The following is an 18,878-nucleotide window of genomic DNA, read 5'->3' as shown; positions in this document are numbered from 1 at the left end:
GGGCAGGATGAAGCCAGGGCAGCGGCAGAATGGGCTCATGGAATCGATCACGGGCGGCAAGTCCCGCTACCACCACGGCGACCTCCGCAACGCGCTGATCGAGGCCGCCTTCGAACTCGCGGCGGAGGGCGGTCCCGAGCGGGTCGTCCTGCGCGAGGCGGCCCGCAGCGTCGGCGTGTCGCCCACCGCCGCGTACCGCCACTTCGGTGGCCAAGTGGATCTCCTCGAAGCCGTGAAGATCCGCGGTCAGCAGGAGCTCGCCGAGTCGATGGTCGAGGCGGTGCGTGTACTGCCCGCGCTCGACGATCCGGGTGAGGAGGCCGTGCGCAGGACCGAGGCGATCGGGCGTGGATACGTGCGCTTCGCGATCGAGCACCCGGGGCTCTATCGCACCGCCTTCTGTCGTACGCCGACGGAGGGCAGCGGCTTCACCGGCATCGAAATCCCCGAGGACAGACCGGAGTTCGCGGCGTTCCTGGAGCTGTCGAGCGCGCTCGACGCGCTGGTGGCGACGGGGCGGATGCGGCCGGAGAACCGGCCCGCGGCCGAGGTCGCCGCCTGGTCGGCCGTCCACGGCCTCTCCCTGCTCATCCTCGACGGCCCGCTGTCGCGCCTGCCCGCCGAACAGCGCGACGCGGTGGTCGAGGGCACCCTTACGACGATCGTCGCGGGGCTCACGCGGTAGGGAGGCGGGGAGTTGAGCGGTGTGTGGGCCGCCCGCCGCAGCTGACCTCGGACCGCCGCGGCCGGGCTCACGCTGCCCTGGAGGGGCCGGTCCAGGGGCCCCTGCACGCGTGCTGACGGCGCGATGTGATGATGGCGCAGCGATTTCTGTTATGCCGACGCCGACGAGGAACCCTCCTCCAGCCATGACCGAGACATCACACAGCGGATACGACGGGCCGGACGAGCCCCGGACGCAGGCCGCCCTGGTGCGGGCCGCGCAGGGCGGTGACCAGCGTGCCCTCGACACACTCGTGGCCGACTACCTGCCCCTGATCTACAACATCGTGGGACGTGCGCTGGACGCTCCCGCCGACACCGATGACGTCGTGCAGGACGTCATGCTGCAGATGATCCGGGATGTGCCCAAGCTGCGTGACCCGGAGGCGTTCCGGTCCTGGCTGGTGGCCATCGCGATGCGCGAGGTGCGCCGGCACTGGCGGCTGCGGCGCAGCGCCCCGGCGACCACCGGGATCGAGGCGCTGGAGGACATGGCGTTCCTCGCGGATCCGGGAGCCGACTTCGTCGACCTGACGATCACCGTGCTGAACCTGTCGGGGCAGCGGCAGGAGACGGCCGAGGCCACGCGCTGGCTGGACGCCGACGACCGGCAGCTGCTGTCCCTGTGGTGGATGGAGGTCGCGGGCCGGCTGACCCGGGCCGAACTGGCCACCGCGATGGAGGTGCCGACCCCGCATGCCGCGGTCGCGGTGCAGCGGATGAAGGCCCGGCTGGAGTCCGCTCGGGCGGTGGTCCGCGCGCTGGGGGCCGTGCCGCGCTGCGCGGAGATGAACACGGTGCTGCGCGGCTGGGACGGGCGCCCCGCCGGCCTGTGGCGCAAGCGGATCGCCCGGCATGTGCGCGGCTGCCCGGTGTGCGGCGGCGTATCGGTCGGCGTGGTGCCGGCGGAGCGGCTGCTGGCCGACCTGGCGCTGGTGTCCGTTCCGGCTGCTCTGCTGGGGCTGATGGCGTTGGGGGCGGGTGCCGGCGCCGGTGCCGGCGGAGGCGACGCGGTCACCGCGGCCTTCCACGTTCCGTCCACGGCGGGCGAGGCGGCGAGTCACGTCGTACGGAGGTCGGCGGGCAGGACGGCCGGCCACGCCGTACGGAAGTCGGCGGGCATGGCCTTCGGCAAGGCCGCCGTCATCTCGTCAGCCGTCGCACTGTCCCTCGTGGCCACCACCGTCGCCTACACGCTCGGAGTGTTCGGGCAGGACGACCGCGGCGAACAGTCCTCGGCCGCTACGACCGTATCGGCGCCGCAGGCCTCCAGCGCCCAGCCGTCCGCCACCGTTTCCGCGAGCCCGACACCCTCGCCCTCCGCGACCGCGAAGCCGAAGCCCTCGGCCTCGCCCAAGCCCGCCGCGGCACCGAAGCCGGCCGCAGAGAAGGCGGCGACCGTCACCGACACGAAACTGCCGGTACGGGCGGCCTTCTACTACCCCTGGTACGACGAGAACTTCACCGAGGGCGGCAGCCAGTACACGCCCTCGGCCGGCAAGTACGACGTCGACGACCCGGCCACCGTCGAGCGCCAGATCAAGGACATGCAGTACGGCGGTCTGCAGGCTGGCATCTCCTCCTGGTGGGGCGCGGGCAAGCGCGAGGACGTACGGCTGCCCCTGCTGATGTCCAAGGGAGCGGAACTCGGCTTCTCCTGGACGGTGTATTACGAGAACGAGGCGTACGCCAACCCCTCGGCCACGGAGATCAGGGAGAGCCTGACCTATCTGCGCAAGTACTCCGACCAGCAGACCTGGCTGCATGTCGACGGCAAGCCGGTGATCTTCGTGTACGGCGGTGGCGGCGACTCGTGCGACATGGCCACCCGGTGGTCGCAGGCCAACGAGACCGAGGGTTACTACGTCGTCCTGAAGGTGTTCGGCGGCTACAAGGACTGCGCGAACCAGCCCGAGGGCTGGCACCAGTACGCCTCCGGCTTCGACGTCCAGAAGGGGTACTCGGCGATCGTGTCACCCGGTTTCTGGCTGAACACCGCCAAGGAGCCGACCGTCCCGCGCGACCTCGACCGGTTCCGCGAGGAGGCCACCGGCGTCGCCACCTCGGGTGAGCCCTTCCAGCTCGTGGTGACCTACAACGAGTGGGGCGAGGGCACGGCCGCCGAGTCGAGCACGGACTGGCCGAGCTCCACCGGTCACGGCGCCTACATGGACATACTGCACGAGGTGTTCACGGCACATCCACGATGAGGGCCTGAGTAACTGAGTACCTGAGGGCCTGAGGGCCGAGTACCTGAGGGCCGGGTGACCGCGACTGGCGCGGCACCCGGCCCTGCTCACCTCACGTATGCGGCGTGGTGGCTCACCTCACGTCAACGGACGGGACGTCCTGCCCGACTCCTCGTCGATCTCGTCGTGCGCCTTGGTCAGCAGCTTCATCGCCAGTTCGTTGAGCGCCCTGGCTCCCGCGACCTCCTCGCCGACCCTGGGCTGGTTCGTGTCGGAGGGGTGCCTGCTCGCGTAACCGTGCGAACGCACCTCGCTCCCGTCCGGCAGCCGTACGAGTGCGGCGGCGCGCGTGCGGTGCGGATCCTCCTCGAACTCCAGCTCGACATGCCATCCGACAGCGGTCTGCGCCATCATGATCACCTCCGGGTCGCTGTCTACGACGGCCCCCTGCCTACGAGTGTCCTCCTCCGCCGCGGGGAAGGGCCAGGTCACGGAGGGCTGCCTGAACTGGTTTCCCCCCAGGCCCGGCCGTCAGGCAAGATGGGGAGTATCTGCCCACTGCCGATTTCAAGCGTCCGGACGGTTTCTCTTGGCTGAGTTCATTTACACCATGCGCAAGACGCGCAAAGCGCACGGCGACAAGGTGATTCTTGATGACGTCACCCTGAACTTCCTGCCCGGAGCGAAGATCGGTGTGGTCGGCCCGAACGGCGCCGGTAAGTCCACCGTTCTCAAGATCATGGCGGGCCTCGAGCAGCCGTCCAACGGTGACGCGTTCCTGTCGCCCGGTTACAGCGTCGGCATCCTCATGCAGGAGCCGAAGCTGGACGAGAGCAAGACGGTCCTGGAGAACGTCCAGGACGGTGCGGCCGAGCTCATGGGCAAGCTGGGTCGCTTCAACGAGGTCGCCGAGCTGATGGCGACCGACTACTCGGACGCGCTCCTCGACGAGATGGGCAAGCTCCAGGAAGACCTGGACCATGCCAACGCCTGGGACCTCGACGCACAGCTGGAGCAGGCCATGGACGCGCTGGGCTGCCCGCCCGGCGACTGGCCGGTCACCAACCTCTCCGGTGGTGAGAAGCGCCGCGTCGCGCTCTGCAAGCTGCTGATCGAGGCCCCGGACCTGCTCCTCCTCGACGAGCCCACCAACCACCTCGACGCCGAGTCGGTGAACTGGCTGGAGCAGCACCTTTCGAAGTACGCGGGCTGCGTCATCGCCGTCACTCACGACCGGTACTTCCTGAACAACGTCGCCGAGTGGATCCTCGAGCTGGACCGCGGCCGTGCGATCGCCTACGAGGGCAACTACTCCACGTACCTCGACAAGAAGTCCACCCGTCTCAAGGTCGAGGGCCGCAAGGACGAGAAGCGGCAGAAGCGGCTCAAGGAAGAGCTGGAGTGGGTCCGGTCCAACGCCAAGGGCCGCCAGACCAAGTCCAAGGCGCGCCTGGCCCGTTACGAGGAGATGGCTGCCGAGGCCGACAAGATGCGGAAGCTGGACTTCGAGGAGATCCAGATCCCGCCGGGCCCGCGGCTGGGCTCCATCGTCGTCGAGGTCAACAACCTCTCCAAGGCCTTCGGCGACAAGGTCCTCATCGACGACCTCAGCTTCACGCTGCCGCGTAACGGGATCGTCGGGGTCATCGGCCCCAACGGCGCCGGCAAGACCACCCTCTTCAAAATGATCCAGGGCCTTGAGACCCCGGACTCCGGTGCGATCAAGGTCGGCGAGACCGTCAAGATCAGTTACGTCGACCAGAGCCGCGCCAACATCGACCCCAAGAAGACGCTGTGGGCCGTCGTCTCCGACGAGCTCGACTACATCAACGTCGGTCAGGTCGAGATGCCGTCGCGGGCGTACGTGTCCGCCTTCGGCTTCAAGGGTCCGGACCAGCAGAAGCCCGCCGGTGTCCTCTCCGGTGGTGAGCGCAACCGCCTGAACCTGGCGCTGACGCTCAAGGAGGGCGGCAACCTGCTCCTCCTCGACGAGCCCACCAACGACCTCGACGTGGAGACCCTGTCCTCGCTCGAGAACGCGCTGCTCGAATTCCCCGGTGCGGCCGTGGTCATCTCCCACGACCGCTGGTTCCTGGACCGGGTCGCGACGCACATCCTCGCCTACGAGGGCGAGTCGAAGTGGTACTGGTTCGAGGGCAACTTCGAGTCCTACGAGAAGAACAAGGTGGAGCGACTCGGCCCGGACGCGGCGCGCCCGCACCGTGCCACCTACAAGAAGCTGACCCGGGGCTGATCGATCTTGCGGCACACCTACCACTGCCCACTGCGCTGGGTGGACATGGACGCGTACGGCCACGTGAACAACGCGGTCTTCCTCAGTTATCTGGAGGAGGCGCGTATCGACTTCCTGAACCGCCCGGACAAGGAGTTCAAGGAGGGGTCCGTGGTGGCGCGCCATGAGATCGACTACAAGCGGCAGTTGGTCCACCGGCACACGCCGGTGGCCATCGAGCTGTGGGTCTCGGAGATCCGGGCGGCGTCCTTCACGATCGCCTACGAGGTCAAGGACGCGGATCAGCTCTACGTCCGGGCGGCGACCGTGGTTGTGCCGTTCGACTTCGAGGCCCAGCGGCCGCGCCGTCTCACCGTCGAGGAACGGGAGTTCCTCGCGGAGTACCGAGATGACAAGGACGAGGCCGTCGCCGCATGACGGCCCTGCTGCACCTTGCCGACGAAGGGGAGGCGGCGGACCTCGCCGCCTTCCTCGGACGCCTGATCCACTACGACCGCGCCGCCGCCGTACGCCTCCAGGCGTCCGGCAGCACGCTCGCGGTCTTCGGGCGCCCGCCGTCCTTCGAGGTCCTCGCCATCCGCACGGCGCGCCTTGCCAAGCCGTACGAGGACGGCCTCGACGTTTTGCTGGATGTGACCGTTTCGGCCGGTGAACTCCTGGAGTCCGTCGACGAGTCGGCGGCGACGATGGCCGTCCCGGGGGCCGTCACGGGGCCGCCGTGGGCCGGGGTGCTGCCGCCCCGCCGCGGCTGGCGTCCGGAGCCGGGGCTGCCCGCGCCGGACGCCGTACGGGCGATGGTCGCCGCTGCCGTGGCCGAATTCCGCGCCCGTACGCAGGAGTTGGCGGTCGAGCGGCGTACCCGCGGCGAACTCGACCGGATCGGGCGGGAGATCTGGTCCCGGCCGATCGGCGACACCAGCCTGCCGGTACGGGCCGCGCACGCGGCGCAGTCCCTGGGATTCCTCCGCCCCGCCCGCCAAGTGCCGCCCGACGAAAGCCCGTTGGGGCTGTACTCGTCCGGCGCGTGGCTGCGGCTGCGCACCCCGTTCGGGTCGATCGCCGTACGCCGGGCGGGACTCGGCACCCTGGACGTCAGCGTCCGCTGACTCGAGGGGACGGATCTGAGCCAGGTCAGCCGGCCGTGTTCACCATCGAAGCGGCCGCGTACGTCAGGTAGTTCCACAGCGTGTGCTCGTGCTCCTCGGAGAGGCCGAGCTCGTCCACGGCGACGCGCATGTGCTTCAGCCAGGCGTCGTGCGCGGCCTGGTCGACGGCGAACGGGGCGTGCCGCATCCGCAGCCGGGGGTGGCCGCGGTTCTCGCTGTACGTCGTCGGGCCGCCCCAGTACTGGATCAGGAACAGGGTGAAGCGCTCCTCGGCCGGACCCAGGTCCTCCTCGGGATACATGGCCCGCAGCAGCGGGTCGCCCGCGACTCCCTCGTAGAAACGGTGCACCAGGCGGCGGAAGGTCTCCTCCCCGCCGACCTGCTCGTAGAAGGTCTGCTCCTGAAGCGTGCCGCGCCGGATCTCTGTCACCCGTCCATGGTCTCAGACGGAGTGGCCGAGGACTCAAGGCTTAGGACCACCGGCCCGCGGACCATCGGCCGCGGACCACCGATCACCGCCATGGGTCGCCGGTCATGGGTCACCGGTCACCGGTCAACGGTCACCGGTCAACGTCGTGGGCCCCGGCGCTCGCCTCCCGGCGTCTCCGGCAGCACAGTGGAGGTATGGGTGCGCACGCTCTCGACCAGGAGCCCGACGACCTCGCCATGGGGATGCGGGCGGCGCTGGTGCGGGAGATCGACAGAAGCGGGGCCTGGGGTGCCGATCCGGTCTGGCGGGAGGCGTTCGAGGCGGTTCCGCGCCATCTCTTCGTGCCGTACTACTACGTCGGAGGAGAGGGCGGCTACGAGCGTGTGTGGGGCGGGGATCGCGATCCGCGGAACCGGGAGCGCTGGCTGCGCGGCGCGTACGCGGACGGCCCGCTGGCCACCCGGGTGCGGGACGGCGAGCTGATCTCGTCCAGCAGCCAGCCCTCGCTGATGGCGAAGATGCTGGCCGAACTGGAGGTGCGGGACGGGGACGCTGTTCTGGAGATCGGGGCCGGCACCGGGTACAACGCGGCTCTCCTCGCCCATCGCCTCGGTGATGCGCTCGTGACCACGGTCGACCTCGACCCGGAGATCACCGAGTCCGCGCGCCGTCATCTGGCCGCCGCCGGCTACCACCCGACCGTCGTCACCGGCGACGGCGCCCGCGGAGCCCCCGAGCGCGCCCCGTTCGACCGGATCATCGCCACCTGCACGCTGACCACGGTCCCCCACGCCTGGCTGCCCCAGTGCACTCCGGGCGCCCGCATCCTCGCGCCGCTGGCCACCGGCCTGATCACGCTGCGGGTGCGGGACGGCGGGCACGCAGAGGGGCGCTTTCTGCACACGGCCGCCTACTTCGTGCCGTTGCGCGGCGGCAGCCGGCCCGAGCCGGAGCCGCCGCACCTGGGCGGGCTGCCGCCCCGGGCCAGGAGCGACGAACTGTTCCGGTTCCTGCTGGCCCTGACGGCGGGCAGCCTGGATCCGTACGAGGCGTACGCGCTGTGGGAGCGCGAGGAGCGGCCGGTGCGGGAGCGGTACGGGGTCACGGTCAGCGGCGAGCGCGCCTGGGCGTGGCTGGACGACCCCGAGGGGCCGTGCGCCTGGCCGCTCCCGTGACGCCATTGACCGGCTGTGCTGACGCCGGCTGTACTGACGCCGGCTGTGCTGACGCCGGCTGTGCTGACGCCGGCTGTACTGACGCCGGCTGTGCTGACGCCGGCTGTGCTGACGCCGGCTGTGCTGACGCCGGCCGTGCTGACGCCGGCCGTGTCGCAAGTGGCCTGTCCTGGTGTCAGCGTCGCCTGATCGTGATCGTCGTCCAGGCGCCCACGTGTACCCGGTCGCCGTCCTGGAGCGGTACGGGCACGAAGGGCTGGATGGGATCCTCGCCGCCGTTGACCGTGGTCCCGTTCGTCGAGTTCTGGTCCACGACCGCCCAGCTGCCGTCCGGCTGCTGGACAAGGACCGCGTGCTGGTGCGAGACGCCGGGGTCCTCCGGGGGCACCGACAGGTCGATGTCGGGGGTGTCGCCCGTCGAGTGGCGGCGGCGGCCGATCGTCAACTGGTTGCCGATGAGCGGGCGCTGCTGCTCGGGGGAGTACGCGGGCAGATTCAGGCCCGCGGCTTCGGGGCCCGACCGCTGCATCATCGCCATGAAGTACTCACGGTCGGGGCCGATCGTCGCGGTCCAGGACTGCGGCTGTTGTTGCTGCTGCTCCTGGTAGGGCGGGCGGGCGCCTGGGCCGGGCGGCGTCCGGGGCGAGCCGGGCTGCGGGTAGCCGTAGCCGCCGCCCTGGGCCGGGCCGGGACCGTTCGGGCCGCCGGGGCGGGGCTGCGTGCCCGGTCCGGCGGGGCTGCCCGCCGACGGCGGGGAGATCACCCAGTCGTCGTCACCACCCCCGAGGGGCTGGCCGGGGGGTCCGGGCTGGGTGGTCTGGGGGTAGCCGGGCGAGGCCGGCTGCTGGGTGTAGGCCTGTCGGGCGTCGGGGCCGCCGGGCGTGGGCCCGGGGGGCGGCGGGGCCGGACGTGACGGGTCGCCGCCGAAGGGCGAGGGGCCGCCGCCGTACGGGGCGGGCGGACCCGGCGGAATCGGTTCGGCGGGGCGGTTCACCTGCGAGGGCCGCGAGCCCTGGTACTCGTACGGGTCCTGACCGGGACCGGGACCGGCTCCGGTGGGCGGTCCCTGCTGGAAGCGTTGCGCCGGATTCTGGCCCCCAGGGCCCCCTGGACCGCCAGGTCCCCCGGGGCCTCCAGGAGCGCCGCCAGGCCCCCCGGGACCGCCGGGTGCCCCGGGTAGGGGCGCCTGCGGGCGCGGCGCGGCGGGCGTGTACGAGGTCGCCGTGTTGGTGAGGAAGTTCCACCGGCACTGCTCGCAGAACGGCGCGGCGCCCTCACGGGGCGTACGGCACTGCGGGCACAGCTCCGAAGCGGGGTCGGGCACGGCGGAGAGGTGGCCGCGACCGCCGGGACCGGGACCGCCGGGACCGGGAGGCGAGGGGTAGCCGTACCCGGCCGCGGGCGGCGGTGGTGGTGGGGGCGGGGGCACGGCACCGGCCATGCGGTGACCGCAGACCTCGCACCAGTCGTCGGAACCCGACTGGTGTCCGTTCGGGCAGGTCGGCATGTCGGCGCTTCCCCCTCTCCTTTTCCGGCCGGTACGGCCGGGTTTCTCCGGCTCCTGGGAGAGCCGGGCTCGCTTACTTCTTTACACGAACAGTCTTTGTGGACCGTGTCTCAAGGGTCATTTCGTCTGCTTCCTCGACCCTTGCCTTCAATCGCACAGTACCTGCAGCGGCATCGACCACGTCCACCACCTTCGCAAGCAGTTTCGCAGTATCGGCGTTGCCCGAAGCGCTCGCGAGCTGAACGGCACGTCCCAGCTTGGCCGTTGCTCCGTCGACATCTCCCACTTTGCGTGCGTCCAGGCCTTGTTGGATGACTTGTGCCAGTTCCGCCTGGCCCGTGTAGTGCGCGACCTGCGGATTGATCGACGTGGAAGCCGCCATGTCGTCGGTCCACACTGCTCGTACGAGCCCCTGGGCGCCGAGGTTCTGTACGCTGCCGTCGCTCTGCGGGATCACCAGCGAGACCCGGGCGGCCAGCATCTCCTGGCCGATGCCGGCCGAGGGGACCTCCACGCACACGTGGTAGTCACGGGACTCGTCGCCCCAGGATCCGGTCGGGTAGTCACCGGCACGCGGGCCCGCCTCGGTACGGCGGCCGGTCAGCTCCTCGACCGTGGGAGCGACCTGCTTGACGAACTTGATCTCCGTGCCGACGGGCGTCCACAGCCGCAGCGCCACGTCCGCGACCTCCTTGCCCATGGCCGCCTCCATCATGTGCGTGAAGTCGGCGGCGAGGGCGGCCGGGTCGGCGACGATGTCGGCGGTGCCGAGCATGGCCGAGGCGATCTGGGTGACCTCCTTGACCTCCCAGTCCGTACCGACACCGCGCGCGTCACAGGTGAAGCGCCCGGCGCAGGAGTCCAGGGCGGACTTCAGGTCCTCGGGTGACTCGTGTTCGTTGCGGCCGTCGGTGAGCACGATGCCGTGCCGGATCGAGACGTCCGCCGAGGACAGCAGGCGGTCGGCGAGACGCAGCCAGGTGCCGATCGCCGTACCTCCGCCCGCGCTCAGCTTGCGCAGGGCCTGCTTCGCCTGGTCGCGGGTGGCCGCGTCGGCGACCGCGAGCCGCCCGCCGCCCGGGTAGACCTCCTTGGCGACGTGCGTGCCGCCGATCACCGCGACTGCAACGCCGTCGCGCACGGTGTCGATCGCGGCGGCCGTGGCGTCCCGGGCGTTGCGCATCTTGGTGGGCGGGTAGTCCATCGAGCCCGAATTGTCGACCATGATCGCCACGGCCGCGTCCGGGCCCTGCCCGGCGGTGTACAGGTGGGGCGCGGCGACCGCGCTTCCGATGGTGCCGCCGCCCGTCGAGCTCACCGTCACGATCGCGTTGACCTCGCGGGCCCCGTCGGGCAGGTACTCGTTCTGGTAGACGTCGACCGAGAACTGCGGCACGTTCGACTTCGAGAAATTGGCCATGCCTTCTTCGTCCCCCTCAAGGCACCCGTAGTACGTACTACGGGAGTGATGACTGTGTCCGGACCGGTCCCCTCCGGTCCGAGGCCGCACGCCGTTCGCGGCCTCAGGCCGATCCTGCCCCCTGCGCGGGGGCCGGGAACGGCAGGACCGCCACTGTTACGTTGTCGTGGCCCCCGCCGTCCAGGGCGTGGCCGACCAGGACCTGCGCGCTGTGCAGCGGACGTTCGGCGGCGTCCAGGGGTACGACCTCGGCCAGGTGTTCGGCCGCCTCCGCGTAGTTCCACAGCCCGTCGGTGCACACCACCACTACACCCGGCCGGTCCGGCTTGAAGGAAGCGGTGTGCGGCTCCAGTTCGTAGGAGTCGGCGCCGAGCCACCCCGTGATGGCGTGGGCGCGGTCGTCGGCGTAGGCCTCCGCCTCGTTCATCAGGCCCGCCGCGACCATCTGCGCGGCCCACGAGTCGTCCTCGGTGAGCCGGGCCGGGGGCGAGGCGCGGTCGACGGGGACCCAGTAGGCGCGGCTGTCACCGACCCAGCCGATGATCAGCAGGGTGGGGGTGACGATGGCGCCGACGAGGGTGCAGGCGGGCGCGTTCACGTGCGGGGTGTGCTCGTCGTGCGGAGCGGGCGCGTCCGCGAGGGAGTTGACGGCCTCCGAGGCGGCGATGATCGCCTCGTGCATGGCCTGCTGCGGGTGCGTACCCAGCGGCAGGGCCGCCAGGAGTGCTTCGTTGGCCGCCCGGGACGCGGCGAGCGAGGCCTCGTCGGGGCGGGTCGCCGAGGAGACGCCGTCGCAGACGATCGCCACGACGGCGGGTGCACCGTCGGGCAGCGCGGTTGAGGAGATCGCGAACGCGTCCTCGTTGCGGTGGTGGCGCAGGCCGCGGTCGCTGACCGCGGAGACGGCGCTCAACTCCTGCTCCATGTGGTCGCGTTCGCGCGGCTGCGCGTGCCCGCAGTTCTCGCAGTAGCCGTCGCTGTCGACACTGCCCGAGCGGCAGGCGACGCACAGCCTGGTGCCCGCGGCGGGTGTCGCGAGCTCGGCGGTGCGCGGGTCGGTGAGAGGCGGGTCGGCGAGAGGCGCTTCGGCCGGGGGTGCCAAGGGGTACTCGTCCGGCTCCCGTGGCCTGTCGAACCGTACGCCCGCGGATTCGCCCGCCGGGTGCGGGAGTTCGGAGCCGCCGGAGTCGGTGCCCCGGATGTCCGCCGCCCGGTGCACCGGCGCCGGTGTGTTGGAACTGTCCACCTCGGGCGCGACGGGCCAGTCCACGGACGGGACGGCCGAAGGAGGGCGCGGCGACGTGCCGTTCATGGCGATCGTCGGCTCGTCCTGGGGCGGTGCGGGCACCGCCGACAGGTCGTACCCGCACGCGCCGCAGAAGCGGTCACCCGCCTCCAGTGGCTCCTCGCAACTGGGGCACCGCGAAAGGGCCGTCGGCTGGGGCATCTGGGACATCAATCACACCCACGTCCGGGGGCGGTAACGGTTGGCACGTTCCACCAGATCGATCCTCTCCTCGCCGCCCTGCGCGAGGCGGGCCAGCGTCCGGTACGAGCGCTCCAGACCGAAGCGGAGGCCGCGCTCGTCCAGCTCGCTGCCGAGCAGCGCACGTCCACCGCCGGAGGCCGGAGCGGACACCTGGCTACCGGAGAGTACCCAGTCCAGGGCGCAGCCCAGTACTTCTGTCGACAACTGCTCGCGTCGCACCGCGTCGAGACCGTATCCGCCCAGCGCCTCGACCTGCCCCGCGGCGGCTGTGAGATCGTCGAGGACCGGCGTGGCGGGCGCTTCCTCGGCGAGTCGCTGCCGCAGCCGCGCCCGCACGGCCGCGACCCGCGCCGCCGTGTAGTGGATCGACGACTCCGGTACGGATTCCAGCGTCTGTACGGCGCCACGGCGGTCGCCCGAGGCGAGCTGCACGCGGGCCAGGCCGAACGCCGCACTCACATAACTGGGGTCGGTCGTCCACACCAGGCGGTAGTACTCGGCGGCGTTGTCCAGCTGCCCGAGCACCTCCGCGCACACGCCGAGGGCCAGCTTGGGCGCCGGCTCGCCGGGAAACGCGTCGTAGATGGCGTCGAAGGACAGCGCCGCGGTCTCCTGCTCGCCGTTCGCGAGCGCCGCGACGCCCCGGTACCAGACCACCCGCCAGTCGTCCGGGTGGTCCGCCTCCAGGGCCTCAAGTGCTCTGGTGGCGGCTGCCAGTTCGCCCATCTCCAGGCGGGCCCGCAGCTCGCGCAGGCGCAGCTCCAGGGAGCCGGTGGGCGCCGCGCGCAGTGCGGTGATCAGCTCCGCGGGCGCCGAGGCCATGAGCCCGGCGAGGAAGCCCGCGTTGGGGTCCCCCGGATCGACCCGGGGAACGGGCAGCGCGAGTGCGGTCGCGGCGGCTTGGACGGACTTGACCAGATTGCCGGAGCCGACGGAGGCCGCGGCGGCACCCGAAGTGATCGCGAGTCCACCACCGTTGGCGGCAGGCAGTGCTCGTTGCCGGCGACCCACCGGCACGGCCCGCGCGCCGAGACGCGACACGTCCCCGTCCAGCTTTCCGAACAACTCCGTGTCCGTGACCCTGAGTTCGGGCCCGAACAGGGTGGAGAGCGAGGGACGGGCGCGGCCGGTCTGGACGGAGACGACCTCGCGCAGCACACCGGTCAGCTGCTCGGCCATCTCCTGCGCGGAGGCGAACCGCCGGGCCGGGTCGGGATCGGTGGCCCGCACCAGGAGCCGGTAGAAGGACTCGTACTGGCGGAAGACCTCGATGTGGTCCGGGTCCGGCAGGGAGTCCACGAACACGTTCGTGTAGCCCTGGAAGTCGAAGGTCATCACGGCCAGCGTGCGGGCGACCGTGTACAGGTCGGAGGCGACCGACGGGCCGACCTCGGCCACCTCCGGCGCCTGGTAGCCCACCGTGCCGTAGATGGCCGACTCCTCGTCGTCCATCCTGCGCACCGCGCCCATGTCGATCAGCTTGAGCTGGTCCTCGGTCTGGATCGCGTTGTCGACCTTGAAGTCGCAGTACAGCAGGTTGCGGCTGTGCAGATGGCCGAGCGCCTCAAGCGCCTCGATCCCGTATGCGCAGGCCTGCTCCACCGCCAGCGGGTCCCGCTTCCCGGCCGCCGTACGACGGTCGTTGGCGATCTCCTTGAGGGACTTGCCGCCGACGTACTCCATGACGATGTAGCCGTCGAGGGAGCCGGTGCGCTGGTCGAGGTGCTCGACGAAGTTGTAGATCCGCACGATGTTGGCGTGCTCGATCTCGGCGAGGAAGCGGCGCTCGGAGATCGCCGCCGCCATCGCGTCCTGGTCGCCCGTGTCGAGCAGGCCCTTGAGGACCACCCAGCGGTCGGACACCGCGCGGTCGACGGCCAGATACACCCAGCCGAGCCCGCCGTGCGCGAGACAGCCCACGACCTCGTACTGGCCGTGCACGATGTCGCCCGTGGCCAGCTTCGGCACGAACGAGTACGGGTTGCCGCACTTCGTGCAGAACCCCTCCGTGCGCCCCGGTGTCTCACCGCGTGAACGTCCCACCGGAGCACCGCAGTCGGAGCGCGAGCAGAAGCGCTTGCGCTCGGGCACCTCCGGGTTCTCCTGGACCATCCCGCGCGGGTCGGGGCGCGGCACGCCCGGCACCTCGACCAGGCCGGCACCGAGCCGGCCGCGCCCGGTGGAACCGGCGGACGAACCGGAGCTGCGCACCGACACCGAGCGGCCCGTCGAGGAACCGGACAGCGAGCGCGAGAGGCGACCGGAGACCGAGCGCCGCGACTGCGAGGAGCGTGACGACGTACGCGAACTCGCCCGTGAACCACGGCTGTTGGAGCTGCCCGAACCGCGCGAGCTCCGGCCGCCCGCCGTGATCCCGGTCGGCGGCGAGCCCACCATCCCGCCCGCGGACACGACCGGCGCCAGACCGCACGTGTCGCAGTACAGCTCACCGCCGCCCATGTCCTCGTACGACCCCGAGCAACCGGGCCGCTGGCACTTCCGCTGCTCCCCTGCAGACTCGGACTGCTGACTCACGATTCCCCCCTACGGTCCTGTGGTCCGTTGCCCTGCTCGGGCACCCGCGGGCTGAGCAGGTCGGCCGCCGCGTGCTGGTAGCGCAGTACGGCGTCCTCAGCGACGCGCAGGTCGCAGGGCGCGCTCCACAGCATGCGGCGCGCCGCGTCGTAGCGCTCGATGAGGAACGGGTCCTCCGCGAGCCCGTGCCGGGCGACCTTCGCCTTGTACGCGTCGAGGCGGCCGCGCAGCTCCGCGCGGACGGCCAGTGGCTGGGTGACCGCGGTCAACGACTCGCGGGCGCGCAGCAGTTCGTCCTCCGCCTTCTCCTCCAGCGCCTCCAGGAGCGGTGAGAGACGGTGCCACTGGGCGTGCCTGCGGTACTCGGCGGCCGTCGCCAACTGCTCCTGGAGCACGGTCGGCGGGCCGCTGACCGCGGGCACCTCGGACGCGGCGATCTTCGCGAGCACCTCACCGCGGGCGTTCCTCGCCTCGGCGAGGGTGCGGTCCGCGCGGCTGAGCACGTCCCGCAGCTTCACCAGGCGCGCCTCGGCGTCCTGCCGGACGGTGAGCACGGCGTCGATCTCCCGGCGCACGTCCTCCAGGGAGCGCGCCTCGCGGTCGTACCTCGTGGTGTCCGGGCGGCCGCCGCCGGGCGCCGAACTCCCTTGTGCGGGCAGCCAGAAGGCCAGCGGGTCGGACACCACGCGCTCGCGCAGGGCGGTGAGTGTGCGGGTGATCCGCTCCAGGTCGTCACCCGAAGGGTGCTCACCGGGGCGTACGCCGACGGAGTGGGCGAGCCGGCGGGTGCGCTGGAGTTCCGCGGCCAGCAGATCGATCCGGGCGGGCAGGGCGGACCAGACCGCGTCCGCGGCGATGACCATGTCGAGCGAGGACGCGTACAGCTCGTTCATCCGCTCCACCAGTGCGACCAGCGAGAACCGCTCGCTGAGCTTGCCGGAGCCGGCGAGTGTCGGCGCGTTCGCGGTGGCCGTCGCCGACCCGGCGACCGTGATGCTCGCGCCGCGCAGCAGTTCGGTCAGCTCCACCAGGTCCTCGCGGCTGGACCAGCGTCTGCGGGAGCGGATCCGGCGGGCGGAGTTCAGGGCGTCCGAGTAGGCGTCGAAGTACGCCCACAGCAGGTTGATCGACGCCTCGGCGGCAGACCAGCGCTCCTTGGTCGTGCCGGTGAGCTCGGCGCCTTCGAGGAGCCTGCGGCCCGCGTGGTCCTGCAGGGCGAGGAGCGAGGTCTCGATGGCTTCGTGCTCCGCGCCGAGCCGCGCCAGCGCACGGTCCACCTCGTCCCGGTCCATCACCGGCTCGGGGGGTCCCGTGACGCCCATCGATCACCTCTCGCTTTCGGCCGTGTCGGCCACGTGTACCGCTACCAGTACTGCCACTGCTGCCCGTACCGCTACTGCTGCCCGTACCGCTACTTGTATTGCGCGACGGGCGGATCCGACGAGGGGGAGTCGGCCCCGAGGGTCGGGGAGAGCCACTTGTCGTACGACGCCTGCCAGCCGCTCTGGCGGTAGTTCTCCAGGACCTGGTTGACCCGGCGTACCAGATCGTCGGCGCCCTTCTTCATCGCCACGCCGTAGTACTCCGTGGTGAAGGACTTGCCCTTGAGCTCGACCGTGGGGTCCTGTGCGGCCTGGCTCGCGGCCAGCGCGCCGTCCGTCACCACGGCGTCGACCTCACCGAGCTGGAGCCTTACCAGGCAGTCGAGTTGATTGGGAACCGTCGTCGAGATGTCGGCGGTGGAGACGAGCTTGCCCGTCTTCCTGTCGGCGTCCAGCTTCTCGTAGGCGGTGGAGCCCGTCGCCGTGCAGATCTTCTTGTTCGCCAGCGACTTGTCGTACCCCGTGATGGTCGAGGTCTTCGGGGCCAGAACCTGCTGGCCGGTCTCGAAGTAGGGCGCGGAGAACGCGACATCCTCAAGCCGGGAGCAGGTGATGGTCATGGTGCGGACCACCATGTCGACCTCGCCGCTCTGGATCGCGGGGATGCGCTGGTTGGTGGGGATGGCGCGGAACTGCACGGCGGTCGGGTCGCCCAGAATGTCACCGGCGATCGCGCGGACGAGGTCGATGTCGAAGCCTTCGAGGTCGCTGCCGCTCTGCGTGCTGTTCGGGTCGCGGTAGCCCCAGCGGAAGCTGTTCTGGTCGACGCCGACGATCAGCCGCCGGTCCTTGACAGGGCGGTTCTTGATGGCCTCGATCGTCGCGCCGTCCAGGCCGGACGGCGTCAGGCTCTGGTCCTGCGGAGCGGTGCACTCCTCGGCCTTCGCCTGCTTGCCCTGGCCCACGCCCTGGCCGCCGATGCCCGTACTGCCGTCCCCGCGCGTGCTGCTCAGCGGCAGCAACAGGGCGAACACCGCGGTGAGTGCGCAGGCGACGGCCATCGCACCCACGCCGCCCCAGCCCTTCAGGCTTGCCCTCAGACGTCGTGCACTCATTGCCGCTCCTCCTCTCACCGCTCCTCCTCTCACCGGTACTCCGAAAGCCTGCGTCCGATGCCCAGCACCGCGCCCGCCGCGGCCAGCACCGCGAGGACCGCCGCACCCACCGGCAGACCGGTCATCGCGTCCAGGCCGTTGGCCGCCGACTGCTTGAACTCGGTCTCCTCGTGCGCCAGTGCCAGCGCCAGGTTCTTGTCGACGCCGTCGAAGCACTCGCCCGTCGGTTTGTCGCTCTTGGAACCGATCACCTTGTCGAGCGCCGCCTGGTAGTCGCCGTTGTCATCGGCCGCGCGGGCGTCCAGGTGACGGAGCTTCCATTCCTTCATGTTGCCCGTCGCGGTCGCCACGGGCTGCTCGCCCGCCTCGTCGTCGGCGAGGGCTGCGGCGGCGGCCAGCTTCTCGGTGAGGTCGTCCATCTCCTGCTGGAAGTCGTAGTCGAAGGCGTCCACGACCGTGCCGTCCTTCAGCTCCTCGGTCTCCGCGCCCCGGCTGACCAGCGTGAGGTTTTCGTTGCCCCGCGCGTTCAGTGACGCGAGCCGGGCGTCGTTCAGCACGTTCAGGGAGCGGACGCCGTGGTCGTAGGACTCGTTGAGTCCCGCCCTGGCCACGCTGTGCCCGACCACGAGCCAGAGCAGTACGACCGTGGAGGCGGCGGTGGCGGCGGCCATGCCCTGGTTCAACACCCGGTTCGTACGGCGGTAGTTGCGCCGCTGCGCCCAGGCGAGCCCGCCGAGTGCGAGCAGCCCGAGGCCGATCGCGGCCCACGGGTAGGGCGTGGCGTCGGCGTAGTCGGCCTCCAGGCGCTGGTTCTCCTTGGTGTAGAGGTCCTTGGCCGCCGGGAGCATCTCGTCCTGCATCGTCGCGTTCGCGTACCGCAGGTAGGCGCCGCCGAGCGGGAAGCCCTGCCGGTTGTTGGCGCGGGCCCGCTCGATCAGGCCCTTGTACTCCGGCAGCAGTTTGTTGAGCTTGGTGATCGTGTCGGCCGACGGGGAGCCCGGCTGCGAGTTGGCCGCGGCCGTCACCAGCTTCTCGGCGGCCGTCTGGATGTCCGCCTCGTACCGGGTGCGGGACGCCTCCGTCTCCTGGCCGCCCGCCAGGAAGCCGCTGGAGGCCGCGGTGTTGGCGTCCGCGAGCGAGCGGTAGATGTCCGCCGCGCTGGCGCTCAGCGGCTGGCTGCTGTTCAGTACGTCGTCCGCGGCGCCCGAACGGTCCGTCATCTGCCAGGCGGTGACCGCGCCGAACGCGACGACCAGCAGGGCGAGTACGGCGCCGATGATCCGTAGGCGGCCCGGTTCCGTCGTCGCCGCGGCGCGCAGGGTGTCCACGCCTTCCGCCCAGGCCGTGCGGCGTGGGGGAGCGGGGGAGGGGGTGGGCGCGGGCGTGTGTGCGCTGTTGGGTTTGTCGGGTCCGGTCGAACGCGGTGCAGGAAGGCCGGACTGCGGCGGCAGGGCCGGCATGGTGGGTGCGGCCGGGCGTGCCGGAGGGACCCCCGGTGTTCCCGGTGGAGCTGCGCTGCCGTTCGGCGGGTGTGTCACCCGACCTCCCCCATGGTCATCCGTCGGTCACCTCTGGTCCGTGTGCGAGGAGCACGGAGGAGGTGCACGGCCGCA

Annotated in this window: 15 protein-coding genes; 6 read left to right on the top strand and 9 right to left on the bottom strand. The window is 71.1% G+C overall.

All coding sequences use genetic code 11. The features are described 5' to 3' along the window. Positions 1-37 precede the first annotated feature (37 nt). Together ACFYPC_RS12995 and ACFYPC_RS12990 are read left to right on the top strand one after the other, a co-directional pair. The gene (locus ACFYPC_RS12995; RefSeq protein WP_388674411.1) at positions 38-685 is read left to right on the top strand and encodes a TetR/AcrR family transcriptional regulator; all 648 of its coding nucleotides are present in this window, start codon (positions 38-40) and stop codon (positions 683-685) included. Positions 686-869: 184 nt separating this feature from the next. Then, positions 870-2,933 carry a sigma-70 family RNA polymerase sigma factor gene (locus ACFYPC_RS12990; protein WP_388674409.1) on the top strand — a complete coding sequence of 688 codons (2,064 nt, stop codon included), beginning with the start codon at positions 870-872 and terminating at the stop codon, positions 2,931-2,933. 117 nt (positions 2,934-3,050) lie between these two features. Here the strand turns inward: ACFYPC_RS12990 and ACFYPC_RS12985 are convergent, their stop codons facing one another. After that, the gene (locus ACFYPC_RS12985; protein WP_388675223.1) at positions 3,051-3,323 is read right to left on the bottom strand and encodes a DUF1876 domain-containing protein; all 273 of its coding nucleotides are present in this window, start codon (positions 3,321-3,323) and stop codon (positions 3,051-3,053) included. Between the two features lie 178 nt (positions 3,324-3,501). Here ACFYPC_RS12985 and ettA point away from each other — a divergent pair, with 178 nt between their 5' ends. Genes ettA through ACFYPC_RS12970 form a run of 3 tightly spaced genes read left to right on the top strand, consistent with a single transcriptional unit; the run spans position 3,502 to position 6,272 of the window. Continuing rightward, complete coding sequence (ettA, locus tag ACFYPC_RS12980) at positions 3,502-5,166, top strand: energy-dependent translational throttle protein EttA (protein WP_388674407.1); 1,665 nt, start codon at positions 3,502-3,504, stop codon at positions 5,164-5,166. A 6-nt stretch (positions 5,167-5,172) separates the two neighbouring features. Next, positions 5,173-5,583 (top strand): acyl-CoA thioesterase, encoded by a 411-nt coding sequence (locus tag ACFYPC_RS12975; RefSeq protein ID WP_388674405.1) that lies wholly within the window; start codon positions 5,173-5,175, stop codon positions 5,581-5,583. Next, complete coding sequence (locus ACFYPC_RS12970) at positions 5,580-6,272, top strand: hypothetical protein (RefSeq protein WP_388674403.1); 693 nt, start codon at positions 5,580-5,582, stop codon at positions 6,270-6,272. Before ACFYPC_RS12975 ends, ACFYPC_RS12970 begins: the two co-directional genes overlap by 4 nt. A 25-nt stretch (positions 6,273-6,297) precedes the next feature. Here ACFYPC_RS12970 and ACFYPC_RS12965 read toward each other — a convergent pair whose 3' ends face one another. After that, complete coding sequence (locus tag ACFYPC_RS12965) at positions 6,298-6,702, bottom strand: globin (RefSeq protein ID WP_384373772.1); 405 nt, start codon at positions 6,700-6,702, stop codon at positions 6,298-6,300. 194 nt (positions 6,703-6,896) lie between these two features. Between ACFYPC_RS12965 and ACFYPC_RS12960 the strand changes: the two genes are divergently transcribed. Further along, entirely contained in the window at positions 6,897-7,877 is a 981-nt protein-coding gene (locus ACFYPC_RS12960; protein WP_388674401.1) for a methyltransferase domain-containing protein, read from the top strand. 175 nt (positions 7,878-8,052) lie between these two features. Here ACFYPC_RS12960 and ACFYPC_RS12955 read toward each other — a convergent pair whose 3' ends face one another. The 7 genes from ACFYPC_RS12955 to ACFYPC_RS12925 form a co-directional block, all read right to left on the bottom strand. Next, positions 8,053-9,384 (bottom strand): FHA domain-containing protein, encoded by a 1,332-nt coding sequence (locus ACFYPC_RS12955; RefSeq protein WP_388674399.1) that lies wholly within the window; start codon positions 9,382-9,384, stop codon positions 8,053-8,055. Positions 9,385-9,457: 73 nt separating this feature from the next. Continuing rightward, positions 9,458-10,804, bottom strand: coding sequence for a VWA domain-containing protein (locus tag ACFYPC_RS12950; protein ID WP_388674397.1), 1,347 nt, complete (start codon positions 10,802-10,804; stop codon positions 9,458-9,460). Positions 10,805-10,907: 103 nt separating this feature from the next. Next, entirely contained in the window at positions 10,908-12,263 is a 1,356-nt protein-coding gene (locus ACFYPC_RS12945; protein WP_388674395.1) for a PP2C family serine/threonine-protein phosphatase, read from the bottom strand. After that, on the bottom strand, positions 12,264-14,753 hold the full coding sequence (locus ACFYPC_RS12940) for a tetratricopeptide repeat protein (protein WP_388675221.1): 2,490 nt from the start codon (positions 14,751-14,753) through the stop codon (positions 12,264-12,266). 71 nt (positions 14,754-14,824) lie between these two features. Next, entirely contained in the window at positions 14,825-16,150 is a 1,326-nt protein-coding gene (locus ACFYPC_RS12935) for a hypothetical protein (protein WP_388674393.1), read from the bottom strand. Positions 16,151-16,239: 89 nt separating this feature from the next. Then, on the bottom strand, positions 16,240-17,265 hold the full coding sequence (locus ACFYPC_RS12930; RefSeq protein WP_388674391.1) for a glutamate ABC transporter substrate-binding protein: 1,026 nt from the start codon (positions 17,263-17,265) through the stop codon (positions 16,240-16,242). A gap of 29 nt (positions 17,266-17,294) precedes the next feature. Continuing rightward, positions 17,295-18,803: a hypothetical protein gene (locus tag ACFYPC_RS12925; RefSeq protein ID WP_388674389.1), complete on the bottom strand. Its 1,509-nt coding sequence runs from the start codon at positions 18,801-18,803 to the stop codon at positions 17,295-17,297. Positions 18,804-18,878 lie beyond the last annotated feature (75 nt).

This window comes from Streptomyces sp. NPDC005808, from assembly GCF_042871385.1.
In the GTDB taxonomy this organism is placed as follows: Bacteria; Actinomycetota; Actinomycetes; order Streptomycetales; family Streptomycetaceae; genus Streptomyces.
This window is presented reverse-complemented; position numbering and strand designations above follow the sequence as displayed.

What these genes read in the sequence shown, in the direction of transcription:
- ACFYPC_RS12960 (WP_388674401.1), top strand. Translation starts at nt 6,897, where the DNA reads ATGGGTGCGCACGCTCTCGACCAGGAGCCCGACGACCTCGCCATGGGG.
- ACFYPC_RS12985 (WP_388675223.1), bottom strand. Translation starts at nt 3,323, where the DNA reads ATGGCGCAGACCGCTGTCGGATGGCATGTCGAGCTGGAGTTCGAGGAG.
- ACFYPC_RS12950 (WP_388674397.1), bottom strand. Translation starts at nt 10,804, where the DNA reads ATGGCCAATTTCTCGAAGTCGAACGTGCCGCAGTTCTCGGTCGACGTC.
- ACFYPC_RS12935 (WP_388674393.1), bottom strand. Translation starts at nt 16,150, where the DNA reads ATGGGCGTCACGGGACCCCCCGAGCCGGTGATGGACCGGGACGAGGTG.
- ACFYPC_RS12955 (WP_388674399.1), bottom strand. Translation starts at nt 9,384, where the DNA reads ATGCCGACCTGCCCGAACGGACACCAGTCGGGTTCCGACGACTGGTGC.
- ACFYPC_RS12995 (WP_388674411.1), top strand. Translation starts at nt 38, where the DNA reads ATGGAATCGATCACGGGCGGCAAGTCCCGCTACCACCACGGCGACCTC.
- ACFYPC_RS12940 (WP_388675221.1), bottom strand. Translation starts at nt 14,753, where the DNA reads ATGGGCGGCGGTGAGCTGTACTGCGACACGTGCGGTCTGGCGCCGGTC.
- ACFYPC_RS12990 (WP_388674409.1), top strand. Translation starts at nt 870, where the DNA reads ATGACCGAGACATCACACAGCGGATACGACGGGCCGGACGAGCCCCGG.
- ACFYPC_RS12970 (WP_388674403.1), top strand. Translation starts at nt 5,580, where the DNA reads ATGACGGCCCTGCTGCACCTTGCCGACGAAGGGGAGGCGGCGGACCTC.
- ACFYPC_RS12930 (WP_388674391.1), bottom strand. Translation starts at nt 17,265, where the DNA reads ATGAGTGCACGACGTCTGAGGGCAAGCCTGAAGGGCTGGGGCGGCGTG.